Here is a 12,864-nt window from a genome sequence, read left to right as displayed (position 1 = left end):
ATAGTCAGTTTTGTTGGAGAATCCCAATATGTATTTTATTTCGGGATAGTTTTTTTGGAACTAAATACGCTAACGGTTTCATTGGCGATGGGAGGGGTGCTGTTTTGAGGCATGGGCCGGATCCATATTGAGGCCTGACCTCTTGTCGTTGATGTCATAAGTTAACGACAAGAGGTGAAGCTTCAAAGTTGCTTATAGTTTTTTGAGATTGAGACGCAAGGAGTTCAGTATTACTGATACTGAGCTTAAACTCATAGCTGCAGCAGCAATCATTGGTGACATCAATATGCCAAAAGATGGGAATAATAGTCCCGCTGCTATCGGTATTCCGATTACATTATATAAAAAGGCAAAGAGTAGATTCTCTTTGATATTGCGCATCATCATCCGGCTTAGGTCTATAGCTTTGGAAACACCTGTCAACTCACCTTTTAAGAGTGTGATATCTGAGCTTTGTATGGCAACATCAGTTCCTGATCCCATGGCGATACCTACATCGGCTTGTGTCAAAGCTGGGGCATCATTAATTCCGTCACCTGTCATTGCTACGATTTTACCTTCTCCTTGCAATCTGTTGATTTCATTTAACTTGTCCTGGGGAAGGAGTTTGGCCCTGAAAGAGTTTATCCCTGTTTCATTGGCTACAGCTTGTGCTGTCAACTCATTGTCGCCTGTGAGCATCACAACCTGAATACCGAGGCTCTGTACATGGGATATGATTTCTTTGGCATTGACCTTTATTTTATCTTTTACGGCAATAAAGCCGGCATACTGTTGGTCTATAGCTAAATAAGAGACGCTGGATCCACTGGCTTGTAATTGATTCACCTTATCTTTTATAGAGGTTGGAATACTGATGTGATTGTCGTGGAGTAGGGCTTCATTACCTAAGTATGCATGACGGTATCCGATACGGGCAGCAACTCCTTTTCCAGTGATGTTGAGGAAATCTTCAATCGTTGATAGGGAGATGGAATTCTCTGCCGCTTTATTGACCATGGCTTCTGCCAATGGGTGGGAGCTTTGTTTGTTGATTGATGCTGCTATCTGGAGGATATTGTTAGCATCGATATTGTCCACTCCTTCATAAGTGGTTACCTCGGGTTTACCTTCTGTGATAGTACCTGTCTTGTCGAGAATAAGGTAGTCTATTTTACGAAGTTGTTCGAGAGCTTCGGCTTTTTTTACCAATATTCCGTTTTTTGCCCCTTTACCTATACTCACCATGACGGACATGGGCGTGGCCAGACCTAGCGCACAAGGACAGGCTACGATAAGGATTGCAAGCGCATTGGTGATGGCATAGGCTAGACTATCTTCTACTCCGCTGAGTAGCCAAATGATGAAGGTGGCTATGGCTATGAGTATGACAATAGGAACAAATATTCGTGATATTCGATCAGTTAGTTTTTGTATAGGGGCCTGACTTCGGCTGGCATCGTTGACCAGTTGTATGATTTGGGATAATAGCGTCTCGGATCCAATGTGGGTTGCCTGCATGACGAAGCTCTGATTGCCGTTTATAGTTCCTCCAATAACATTGTCGCCCTTGTTTTTCTCTACAGGAATAGATTCCCCTGTGATCATGGATTCGTCTACAGAAGAACTTCCCTCTGTAATAATGCCATCTATAGGTACTTTGTCGCCTGGACGCACGCGTAACATATAACCTTTGTGTATGTCTGTCACTGCTATCCGCTGTTCATTACCATCATGTAGCCATATCGCTTCTGCAGGGGTGAGTTTGACGAGCGCCTTGATAGCCGAATTGGTTTTGGAATGTGCTTTAGCTTCCATAAGTTGCCCCAGTATGACCAGCGTGATGATTACAACCACAGATTCAAAGTATAGATGTGGATGGGCGTTGTGCTCAAGCATCTCTGCTGGGAGAACCTGAGGGAATAGTAAAGCGACTATACTGAAAATAAAAGCTGCTGCAGTACCCAGGGCAATAAGACTGAACATATTGAGGTTCCATGTTCTGAAAGATGTCCAGCCTCGTTGAAAGAAAGTCCAGCCTGTATAAAAGATAACGGGTAAAGTAAGAACGAATTGTATCCAACCGTTGATATGGGCCGGAATCAGTTGGCTTACCGGTTTTCCTGGAAGCATATCACCCATAGAGAGAATGAAAACCGGTAAGGTAAAGATGGTGCTGATTATTAGCTTTTTTTTCCAGTCTTGATAGGCGTCATCTTCAGCTTCTGTTTGCTGGTTAGGGACGAGGTCCATACCACAGATAGGACAGGCACCCGGTGTATCCTGTTGGACTTCCGGATGCATCGGGCAGCTGAATGTGACCTTCAGGTTTGTCTCAGGGATTTTTTCGAGATTCATACAGCATACCGGACATGTGCCAGCTTTATCATATATTTTGTCACCTTCACAATGCATAGGACAGTAATATTTCCCCGCATTAGACTTATCACTTTCTGGTGATTTGGCGTGCTGTTGAGGTACAGGTGTCTGGTGGACCTGTTCTGTTGGTTGTAAGAACATGTTACATACAGGACAGCGACCTTTTTCGGTATATATCTTGTCATGCCCCTCACAAAACATTGGACAGATGTATTGTCCACTTGGCGAATCATTGACTTGTTTTGGGGGATTCTGATGGTGACTGTGTGCATGCTCATGGATTTGATAGCTACTGCCTATTTCGTTGATTTTCTCTTGAAGTGTAGCAAGCTCCAAGTGGCCTTCGCTCTCTATTTCTGCTTTTCCTTCTTCTAATGAGATACGAGCATTTATGCCAGGTATTTCATGGAGCTTGTTTTCTATTTGTGTACGGCAACCATCACAGGTCATGCCACTGATATAATAGGTGTGTTTATGCATAATAGATATCGGTATATAATGTTCTTATAATAATGATAACACTAATTTCGGGTTAATGTTAGCCCAGGTGTTATATAATTTTAAAGAAATGATATAGATTTCCAGCGATTTGTTTTTTCTGATCTGATGTTGGCGAATACAAATCATTTTACTTAAGTTTGGGTAGGAGAGGGGTACTAGAATACTATGTTTAAAGATCGGTTTATTAGTTTTTTGACGTTTGAGAAACGTTATTCACCACATACGATAAAAGCGTATGAAATGGAGGTGAAGGGATTTTTAGACTTTTTAGAAGCTGAAAATACACCTTTTGAGGAGGTCGATCATAAACTGATGCGGTATTACTTTTCTTTACTACGGGAGAAGGGCAAAGAAGCAAGCTCTGTCAATCGGGCAATTTCTACTTTACGTTCTTTTTATAAGTTCTTGCAGCGGGAGCAATTGGTGGAGAAAAATCCAGTGCGTCTGATCCAAGCGTTGAAGACACCTAAGAAATTACCGGTTGTGGTGGAGAAGGATAAGATGAATCAATTGCTGGATCATATGGATGCAGTGGTGGATGACTTTGAGTCATTGCGTGATTTTATTATTATGGAACTGCTTTTTGGAACAGGTATTCGGCTTTCTGAACTTTTACAAATAAAAGAGAGTGATATTGACTTTTACAATAAAAAAATCCTTATATTAGGGAAAAGGAATAAGGAACGTTTTGTTCCACTACATTTAACCTTAATCGAAGAACTAAAAGAGTATTTAGAAAAGAAAAAACTTCAAAATTTAGAAAACATTTCCGAATATTTAGTCGTTACTAAAGAAGGAAAGAGAGCGTATCGACTGTTGATTTATAGAGTAGTGAAAAAATATCTAAGTATGATTACTTCACAGAAAAAAAGAAGCCCACATGTACTTCGGCATAGCTTTGCTACATCTTTATTAGACAATGGTGCGGACCTCAATGCAATCAAAGAGTTACTAGGTCATGCTGGATTGGCGGCCACTCAGGTGTATACGCACAATTCGGCGGAGCGGTTAAAATCAATTTACAAACAAGCACATCCAAAGGCTTAAAAAAGGAGGAAAAATGAACATTAACGTGCAATCAATCAAATTCGATGCAGATCAAAAATTGGTAGACTTTATCAAAAGGAAAACTGGCAAATTGGAGCAGTATTTGGACAATATCATTGAAGGAGTATGTTATCTTCGTTTGGAAAATGTAGAAGGCGAAGAGAATAAGGTGGTAGAATTGAAGTTTAATATTCCAGGTAGTCAGCTTTTTGCAAAAGCACAAGCAAAAAGTTTTGAGGAAGCGACGGATATCGCGGTAGAGTCTTTGAGACGTCAGATTAATAAGCATAAAACGAAAACTAGAACGAATGCTAGTAATCATAAAGAGATAATCTCCACAGAAGAAGAAGAATTTTAATTGGGAGTGAATCTCACAGAATGTATAATAAGGCGGCTTAATGATTAAGCTGCCTTTTTTTTATGTTTCGCTATCTTTTGTTTTATTTGGATTAATTCTTGATTAAGTTTATATTTGCTCATCATTTAAAAATAGCGGTCTAAACAAAATAAGGTAGTAAGAAATGATTTGTCCATTAGCGAGTGTAGAAGAGGTGTTTACAACCTCACAGGGGGCGGTTTATCAGTGCAGTCGAAAAAACTGTTATTGGTTAGAATTTCAAGGTAACACTACGGCGTTTAAGGTCAGCGATTTTTTTGTATTCAAGCGAAGTGTTGATCAAATTGATATTGAAGCTATGCTGAATAACTCCTCCCGCTCTTTTGATTTTGAATTAATTATGCCTTTTCGTACAGAACGCTGTTTTCTACTCTCCGTAGAAGATGTCCTTAACTTGCGAGATTTATTGGCCGGTGCGAAATTCATGCTTGAATTAAATGGTCAGATTCGCTCTATCTTAAGACGCGACGCTGTATTAGCAATCTAAGTGTAATTATTTTAAATCATATTGATTCTAAACAACTTATCTTTTTTAGGTTGTAATTTAGACTGAATTTGTATTGCATATTTTTTATCGATATCGTTTGCCTAGCCTTTATCTTTGTATTAACAAAACAAAGGATTACTGTCATTTGTTTTGTTTAAATAAAGTGTAAAAAATAAAAAATAACGATATGAAAGATTTATTAAAATTAAGATCATCACTAGCCGAAGAGATAGAAAATATATTAAACGCCCAAGTAAAAATTGAAGCTCATTCATCCGCATTATACTTGGCTATGTCAGCTTGGTGTGATGACCAGGGCTTAGACAATTCTTCTAAGTTCTTTGCAAAGCAGTCGGATGAGGAGCGTGAGCACATGTTAAAGCTTTTTAACTATATCAATGATCGTGGTGGCAGAGCGATCTCTCCTGAGATTACAAATATCCCTGTTGATTTTGAATCATTCCGTGGAGTTTTTGAGCAAACTTTGGAGCAAGAAATGTTCGTTACAGAGCAGTTTAATAATATGGCTGACAAATGTATGAAAGCGAAAGACTATGTTACTTTCAATTTCTTACAATGGTTCTTAGCGGAGCAAGTAGAAGAAGAGTATGTAGCTAGACGTATCCTTGAATTGTTTGATGTTATTGGCGAAGAAGGTACTGGTCGTTGGGAAATTGATAAGCACTTGGTTAAAGTAGCTTATGACGGCGAGTAATCTTTTTGATGAGACATATAGAAAAAGGCTATCTATTCAGATAGCCTTTTTCTATATACGATAAACCAATATTTATCGTTTTATAGTATAAACTTTTCTATCTTTTTTTTGGATAGCAATATTTTAGTATATTGAACTAATTAGATTTTGCAAGCCGATTCGTGAAGTTCTCATGGTGTAAAATAGGAGTTGTTTTTATTGTATTTGCTTGTCAAATACTAGTAAATCCTGTTTTAGCCCAATACAGTATATATGGTCGTGTACTCGATGTACAGGGAAATCCTTTAAAGTCTGCTAGTGTAAAGTTGACTAGTGAATCAGACACATTGAATCAAATGACTGATTTTTTGGGTCATTTCTCTTTTTCCAATTTTAAAGGACGACGTGTATCTCTTAGCTACTCTATGTTGGGTTATAAAAGTGATAATAGATCTTTTTTTATGCCTGGTAATGAAGGGAAAATAGAAGCTCCTGCCACTCATCTCGAACCATTCTCTGTTGAAATAGCTGATGTCAATATTTTGAAAGTTATTCCCGTTGTTGTAAATGGAGATACTGTTCAATTTAATTTCAATGCGTACAAGTTTCGGGAGAATTCATTGTTGGAAGATGCGTTGAAAAGTCTTCCTGGTTTCCAAGTGGGTAGGGACGGGTCGGTCACTTTCAATGGGCAACCTATAAAAAAAGTTAAGGTAGATAATAAGGTGTTTTTTGGTGGTGATTTATTGACAGCAACCCGAAATTTGCCGGTTGACTTTATAAAAAATGTTCAGGCCATTGATTTTTATGGGGATAAAGAGGAGGAAACAGGGGTTAAACAAGGTGATCCAGAGAAAATTCTTAATATCACTTTGAAAGATGATCATAAGAAGATTTACTTTGGACAGGTAACTGGTGGAGGAGGAACTAACTCCCGCTATTTAGGTAGCTTTGGCGCTAATAAATTTGATGATGGAAGGGAGCTTTCTATTTTAGGGTCGTTTAACAATACGAATACGAATCTTTTTAGTTTTGGCAACCCAGAAGGTGGAAATCGTAATCGAAATTCACTTGATATTGGAGATTATGCTGATCCTATTGATGGACTTAATGAGGTCAGTTCGGCAGGAATTAACTTTTCCGACCGATGGCGAAAGAATACAACTTTTAATGCTAGTTACAGTTTTGTACGACAAAAGAATGAAACAGAAGGTATATCCAAATTGACATCGACATATATCGGTAATAAAATTGAACGCGAAGAATCGTATAAGATAAATAATGTAGATCAAAGTCATAAACTGAAATTCGGGTTCGATACTAAGTTTGTTAATTCCGATCTCTTGAAAATTGATGGAAATCTAACATTCAATAAGCTTCGAGGAGCTAATAATAAATTGACTAGATTGACTAATTCGAGTACAAAAAACCAGGGAGTATATCGAGATCTTGCTGATCAAATTAGTCCAAATGGAGATCTAGAGGCTACTTATTCTAAAGCTTTTAAGAAGAATGGCCGTAAGTTGGTCGGTCATGCTGTTCTTAATTCAAATAATGTGGAGAAGCGGGAGAGTGTCTTTGAAGAATATGATGAGACCGATAGGGAGGTTGTGAAAGGCTTTCGTAAAGATCAGTTCATCGAGCAAAATAACTATACCAACTCAACCAGAGCCTCCTTGTCATATGTAGAGCCGTTTTTAGAGCATAGCTTGTTTGAGTTTAGCTATGAGTTTGACGTCACACGAATTGAGGCAGTTAGACTAGTTAAAGATCAATTACCGTCTTTGGAGCAAAGATACGTAGATTCTTTAACTGTTGATTATGACTACTTTTTCAAGAATAATAAGACGGGAATAACCTATCAGTACGAACCCAATAAGAAATTTAAAATGATTGCCGGTTTTGCCGTCCAACCGCTTTATATGGAAGGGAAGTTGACGAATGATACTATGGTTTATAGGTATGATAATATCAATCTAATGCCAACGGCAAAGATTATTTATCGATTTTCGAAGGAGATGGATTGGCAAATGGACTATAAAGGCAAAAATAATCAACCTTCTTTTAGTCAAATAGCCCCTGTCGTGGATAATACTAATTCTCGAAATGTAATTATCGGAAATCCAGAATTAAAGGCCGAATCTGCTCACCGAATTGCAACAACTTTGAGGAAAAGCTTTACATCGAGTATGCAGTACTTTGAGACTAACTTTGCTTATAATTTTATACTTAACAAAATTGTAAGTGATAAGCGCTCCAGTGTTAACTCCACTATTCAAGAGACGACATTTAAGAATACTACAGGTTACTATGATTGTAGGTGGTATTATATGTTCAATACACCTTTTATTAATGACGATTTTCAATTGGATTTAACAGGAAATACAGATTACTTTAATAATCTTTCCTTTATCGATGAGAAAAAGCGTACGACCAAACAATTGGTAATGAACCAATCCTTACAATTGAAGTATCTGTGGAGTGATTACATTGAATCCGTTTTCAATGCCAATTATATGTGGAATAATACGCGTTATGATATCCCATTCAGAACAAATATCAATGTGGAAACGATGTTCTGGGGATTAGGAGCCCGAGGATATTTAAATGATAATCTGTCATTAGGCCTAGAGATGTCCCAACGTTATAACAATGGATATGCCAATGATTTTATGAATAAAAATCAGACAATAATGAATGGTTTTGTAGAGTTGACTTTTTTTCGGAATAAATCTGCTTTATTAAGATTACAAGGCTATGATTTGTTTGACCAAAATAAAACTATGGGTATTGTTTCTGAATATATTGGTAATGATGTGTATGAAGCAAAAAATAGTAGATTAGGGCGTTATTTCATGCTTTCACTTAATGTCCGCTTACAAAAATTTCCTAAAAAACGATGATGGATGCTGTTGTTATAACTAAAAGTGGTGGACCCGATGTGTTGCAGGTACGGAAAAGGATGATTCCGACGATTGGGGATTACGAAGTCTTGGTCGAAGTTAGAGCTGCAGGTGTGAATAGACCGGATGTGTTCCAACGTAAAGGGAATTATCCTGCTCCAACTGGTGTTGTTGCAGATATTCCTGGACTAGAAGTTGCAGGCATAATTGTTAAAGTGGGAAGTGCTTGTTGCGGAATTAGAATAGGAGATAGGGTGATGGCATTGATCGCAGGGGGAGGCTATGCGCAATATGTGGCTGTTGATTTTAGACTTTGTATTGTGCTGCCTGATAATTTATCTTTTATTGAAGCCGCAGGGATGCCAGAAACACTTTTTACGGTATGGCATAATGTTTTTGAACGAGGAAGATTAATCAAAGGCGAACGTTTTTTAATTCATGGTGGTGCTGGTGGAATCGGAAGTACGGCAATTCAGTTGGCTAATCTTTTAGGAGCGGACGTTTTTACTACTGTTGGCTCATCAGAAAAAATATCTTTCGTGCAAGAGCTGGGTGCATCCCATATTGTTAATTATAAAGAGTGTGATTTCGAAGATGTATGGAGTGGAATTGGTATAGATGTCATTTTGGACAGTATTGGTGGTAGCTATTTTGAAAAGAATGTTAATCTATTGTCAGAAGAAGGGAGGCTTATTATTATCAATGCGATGCAGGGGGCTAAAGTAGAGTTGAATTTGATTAAGATGATGCATAAGCGTATCCATTTAACGGGTAGTACCCTACGTAATCGATCACTTGAATTTAAGAGGCAATTAACAGAAGCCATATGCCAGAACGTGCTTCCATTGATAGAGACAGGGACTTACAAGACTCCTATTGCGGAGGTCTTTTCTTACAAAGATGCTGGTTATGCTCATGAATTGATGGAAAGCCGTGCCTTCAATGGAAAGATAATTTTAGCTTTTTAGTGTTGCTAAAATAATTTAGCACTTTGCTTTGTTGGAATATTTTTAGATATTTATGTTTTCAAAATATAACCAGCATGAAACTGAATTTTGTATTATCGATATTTCTTTTACTATTTATCCAAAGTAGTTTTAGCCAAAAAATTGTTAAAACTGGAGCTCCTCTTGAGTACGTAAGTACTTTGGTCGGTACACAATCTACCTATTTTCTTTCCAGTGGTAACACCTATCCAGCAATTGCAATGCCTTGGGGAATGAACTTTTGGAGTCCTCAGACAGGGAAAATGGGAGATGGATGGATGTATACCTATACTGCTGAAAAAATCAGAGGATTTAAGCAGACACATCAACCTTCACCTTGGATGAATGATTACGGGCAATTTAGCCTTATGGCTATGGTAGGAAAGCCTACTTTTGATGAAAATAAAAGGGCAAGTTATTTTTCTCATAAAGCTGAAGTCGCAAAGCCTCATTATTATTCGGTGTATTTAGCCGATTACGATACACAGGTGGAAATTACTCCTACAGCTCGTGCCGCTTATTTCCGATTTACCTTTCCCAAGACGGATTCTGCATTTATATTGGTCGATGCTTTTGACAAAGGCTCTTTTGTGGAGGTCATACCGGACCAGCGAAAGATTATTGGCTACTCTACGAAAAACAGTGGTGGAGTACCGGATAATTTCAAAAATTACTTTGTCCTAGAATTCGACCGTTCGTTTACTAATATCTCTACATTTGCAGATTCTGTTTTACAAAATGGGCGGATTAAAGTTAAAGCGGAGCATGTCGGTGCTATCATCGGTTTGCAGGCTAAGGGTAGGGCAGATCAGGTTTTGGTTAAGGTGGCGTCTTCTTTTATTTCACATGATCAGGCTAGTCTGAATCTGAAAGAATTGGATGGACTTAGCTTTGATCAAGCTGTTGAAAAAGGAGCTTCGGTGTGGAATAAGGAATTAGGAAAGCTAGAGATAGAGGGAGGGACAATCGATCAGATACGGACTTTTTATTCTTGTCTATATCGCTCTTTGCTTTTTCCAAGAATGTTCTACGAGTATGATGCCACAGGTAAAGTGATGCATTATTCCCCGTATAATGGAGAGGTATTACCCGGTTACCTGTTTACAGATACAGGTTTTTGGGATACTTTCAGAGCTTTATTTCCTTTTCTTAACCTGATGTATCCTGAGATGAGTCTAAAGATGCAGGAAGGGCTTGCAAATGCATACCGTGAAGGAGGTTGGTTGCCAGAATGGGCTAGTCCAGGTTATCGTGATATTATGGTCGGTAATAATTCCGCTTCAGTGGTGGCAGATGCTTGGATAAAAGGAGTGCGTTCCAAAGATATAGAGGTACTATTTGAAGCGGTAAAGAAAGGTTCGATGCATGCAGGGCCTATCACTGCTGTGGGGCGTGCAGGTGCAGATTACTACAATACGTTGGGCTATGTTCCTTATGATGTAAAGATTCATGAAAATGTAGCACGTAGTTTGGAGTATGCTTACGATGATTTTTCGATTTACCAATTGGCGAAATCGCTAAATAAGGGGAAAGAAGAGATTGATTTTTATAAGAAGCGATCTTTTAACTACAAACATCTTTTCGATCCTGAATCTGGGTTGATGCGCGGAAAGAATCAGGATGGTAATTTTCAACGTCCTTTCAATCCTTTCAAATGGGGAGATGCCTTTACGGAAGGTAATAGTTGGCATTACAGTTGGTCTGTTTTCCAGGATTTTGAAGGGTTAGCTCGGTTATCAGGTGGACATAAAGCTTTGGAAGCAAAGTTGGACTCTGTTTTTATATTACCCCCTATTTTTGATGATTCCTATTATGGTTTTCCAATTCATGAAATCAGGGAGATGCAGATTGCTAATATGGGACAGTATGCACACGGTAACCAGCCGATACAACATATGCCTTATGTGTATAATTACGTTGGAGCTCCTTGGAAATCACAGTATTGGGTGAGGGAGACGATGAATAGGATGTACACCTCTAATCCGGACGGATATTGTGGAGATGAGGATAACGGACAGACTTCGGCTTGGTATGTGTTTTCTGCGTTGGGCTTCTATCCGGTAACTCCAGCTACCGATGAATATATTGTTGGTTCGCCACTTTTTGATAAGGTGACATTGCATTTCGATAATGGGAAGAAACTGCATATCCATTCGGAGAACAATAGTCTGACGAATCGGTATATTAAATCGATGACGGTCAATGGGAAAATATCTACCAAAAACTATCTTTATCATAGTAGTCTAACTAGGGGAGGGAAAATTGTTTTTTCCATGGACAGTGTGCCGAATAAGAAGCGGGGTGTTGATCTAGAAGATTTACCTTTTTCCTTGAGTAGATAAGACTTGACTTTCTGTTTTGAAAAATATAAATTAAACCTATTATATAATACATCTACTAATACTTTTCTACCGTTGGTTGAAAGTATTAGTAGATGTATTGTTCGTTGGTGTTAATTATGGTAAGATAGTGTTCTTAAATGGTAAATTTGTTGGTGTTTTATTTCAATTATGTTCAGTAATTTGTTGGGATATTAACATGGCATCGCACGGATGGAAATTTTTATATCTTCCTTAGCGGTGTTTTAGAATCTTTACACTTTAATTAAAAACAGTATGAAATTAATACGTTACGGTACATTCGGTAGAGAGAAGATAGGTGTTCAGATTGATGGTGTAAATTATGATACTACTGCTTTTGGAAGTGACTATGATGAGCGGTTTTTCGAAGAAAATGGGCTAGCGAGGTTGGCTCAATTCGTGAAGGATAACCTAGAGCAACTTATTGAAATACCAAAAGATAGCCGTATCGCTGTGCCTTTTGCCCGTCCTTCCAAAATTGTTTGTATTGGGTTAAATTATAGGGATCATGCGGAGGAAACCGGAGCAAATATTCCTGCAGAACCTATTATATTCATGAAATCTACAACGGCACTTATTGGCCCAAATGATAATGTTATTATTCCTAAAAATTCCGTAAAAACAGATTGGGAAGTTGAGTTTGGTATTGTGATCGGAAAGAAAGCTACCTACGTGAAAGAATCTGAAGCATTGGACTATGTAGCAGGTTATGTATTACATAATGATATCTCGGAGCGTGATTTTCAGTTGGAGCGAGGCGGAACTTGGGACAAAGGAAAAGGCTGTGATACTTTTGCTCCTATGGGGCCAGTGTTAACTACGAAAGAAGAAATTCCCGATATCAATAATCTTCGGTTGTGGTTAAAAGTCAATGGTAAGAAGTGCCAAGAAGGAAACACAAAAAACTTGATTTTCTCGGTGGAACATGTCGTGGCCTATGTTTCCCAGTTTATGACTTTACTGCCCGGAGATGTAATTTCGACTGGAACGCCGGCAGGTGTAGGCTTGGGGTTTAATCCTCCGATTTATCTAAAAGCAGGGGATGTAATTGAGCTTGGGGCTGAATATTTAGGGGAGCAAAGACAAGATGTTGTCGCTTGGCAGGAGTAAGTGTTGAAATAGTGTAATATG

General features: G+C 38.4%; 9 protein-coding genes. 8 read left to right on the top strand and 1 reads right to left on the bottom strand.

Annotated features, from left to right (window positions below; genetic code table 11):
* Window positions 1-192 precede the first annotated feature (192 nt).
* Entirely contained in the window at window positions 193-2,838 is a 2,646-nt protein-coding gene (locus tag JKG61_RS06430; protein WP_202102151.1) for a heavy metal translocating P-type ATPase, read from the bottom strand.
* 186 nt (window positions 2,839-3,024) lie between these two features.
* Here JKG61_RS06430 and JKG61_RS06425 point away from each other — a divergent pair, with 186 nt between their 5' ends.
* The 8 genes from JKG61_RS06425 (at window position 3,025) to JKG61_RS06390 (ending at window position 12,843) form a co-directional block, all read left to right on the top strand.
* Window positions 3,025-3,906, top strand: a complete 882-nt coding sequence (locus JKG61_RS06425; protein WP_202102150.1) for a tyrosine-type recombinase/integrase — start codon at window positions 3,025-3,027, stop codon at window positions 3,904-3,906.
* A 13-nt stretch (window positions 3,907-3,919) separates the two neighbouring features.
* Window positions 3,920-4,264, top strand: a complete 345-nt coding sequence (hpf, locus tag JKG61_RS06420) for a ribosome hibernation-promoting factor, HPF/YfiA family (protein WP_202102149.1) — start codon at window positions 3,920-3,922, stop codon at window positions 4,262-4,264.
* 163 nt (window positions 4,265-4,427) lie between these two features.
* A complete protein-coding gene (locus JKG61_RS06415; RefSeq protein ID WP_202102148.1) occupies window positions 4,428-4,790 on the top strand; it encodes a DUF6686 family protein in 363 nt (120 codons plus the stop codon).
* Window positions 4,791-4,977: 187 nt separating this feature from the next.
* Window positions 4,978-5,505: a ferritin gene (locus JKG61_RS06410; RefSeq protein ID WP_133585037.1), complete on the top strand. Its 528-nt coding sequence runs from the start codon at window positions 4,978-4,980 to the stop codon at window positions 5,503-5,505.
* Between the two features lie 335 nt (window positions 5,506-5,840).
* On the top strand, window positions 5,841-8,387 hold the full coding sequence (locus JKG61_RS06405; RefSeq protein ID WP_202102147.1) for an outer membrane beta-barrel protein: 2,547 nt from the start codon (window positions 5,841-5,843) through the stop codon (window positions 8,385-8,387).
* Window positions 8,384-9,355, top strand: coding sequence for an NAD(P)H-quinone oxidoreductase (locus JKG61_RS06400; protein ID WP_317192396.1), 972 nt, complete (start codon window positions 8,384-8,386; stop codon window positions 9,353-9,355). The genes JKG61_RS06405 and JKG61_RS06400 overlap by 4 nt, the downstream gene beginning before the upstream one ends.
* Window positions 9,356-9,429: 74 nt before the next feature.
* Window positions 9,430-11,715: a GH92 family glycosyl hydrolase gene (locus JKG61_RS06395; RefSeq protein WP_202102146.1), complete on the top strand. Its 2,286-nt coding sequence runs from the start codon at window positions 9,430-9,432 to the stop codon at window positions 11,713-11,715.
* A 273-nt stretch (window positions 11,716-11,988) separates the two neighbouring features.
* Window positions 11,989-12,843, top strand: coding sequence for a fumarylacetoacetate hydrolase family protein (locus JKG61_RS06390; RefSeq protein WP_202102145.1), 855 nt, complete (start codon window positions 11,989-11,991; stop codon window positions 12,841-12,843).
* The last annotated feature ends 21 nt before the right edge of the window (window positions 12,844-12,864 follow it).

The sequence above is a fragment of the Sphingobacterium faecale genome, from assembly GCF_016746095.1.
Lineage (GTDB): Bacteria > Bacteroidota > Bacteroidia > Sphingobacteriales > Sphingobacteriaceae > Sphingobacterium > Sphingobacterium faecale.
The sequence above is the reverse complement of the archived record's forward strand: the minus strand, read 5'-3'. Positions and strand labels throughout refer to the sequence as shown.

What these genes read in the sequence shown, in the direction of transcription:
- JKG61_RS06430 (WP_202102151.1), bottom strand. Translation starts at nt 2,838, where the DNA reads ATGCATAAACACACCTATTATATCAGTGGCATGACCTGTGATGGTTGC.
- JKG61_RS06425 (WP_202102150.1), top strand. Translation starts at nt 3,025, where the DNA reads ATGTTTAAAGATCGGTTTATTAGTTTTTTGACGTTTGAGAAACGTTAT.
- hpf (WP_202102149.1), top strand. Translation starts at nt 3,920, where the DNA reads ATGAACATTAACGTGCAATCAATCAAATTCGATGCAGATCAAAAATTG.
- JKG61_RS06415 (WP_202102148.1), top strand. Translation starts at nt 4,428, where the DNA reads ATGATTTGTCCATTAGCGAGTGTAGAAGAGGTGTTTACAACCTCACAG.
- JKG61_RS06410 (WP_133585037.1), top strand. Translation starts at nt 4,978, where the DNA reads ATGAAAGATTTATTAAAATTAAGATCATCACTAGCCGAAGAGATAGAA.
- JKG61_RS06405 (WP_202102147.1), top strand. Translation starts at nt 5,841, where the DNA reads ATGACTGATTTTTTGGGTCATTTCTCTTTTTCCAATTTTAAAGGACGA.
- JKG61_RS06400 (WP_317192396.1), top strand. Translation starts at nt 8,384, where the DNA reads ATGATGGATGCTGTTGTTATAACTAAAAGTGGTGGACCCGATGTGTTG.
- JKG61_RS06395 (WP_202102146.1), top strand. Translation starts at nt 9,430, where the DNA reads ATGAAACTGAATTTTGTATTATCGATATTTCTTTTACTATTTATCCAA.
- JKG61_RS06390 (WP_202102145.1), top strand. Translation starts at nt 11,989, where the DNA reads ATGAAATTAATACGTTACGGTACATTCGGTAGAGAGAAGATAGGTGTT.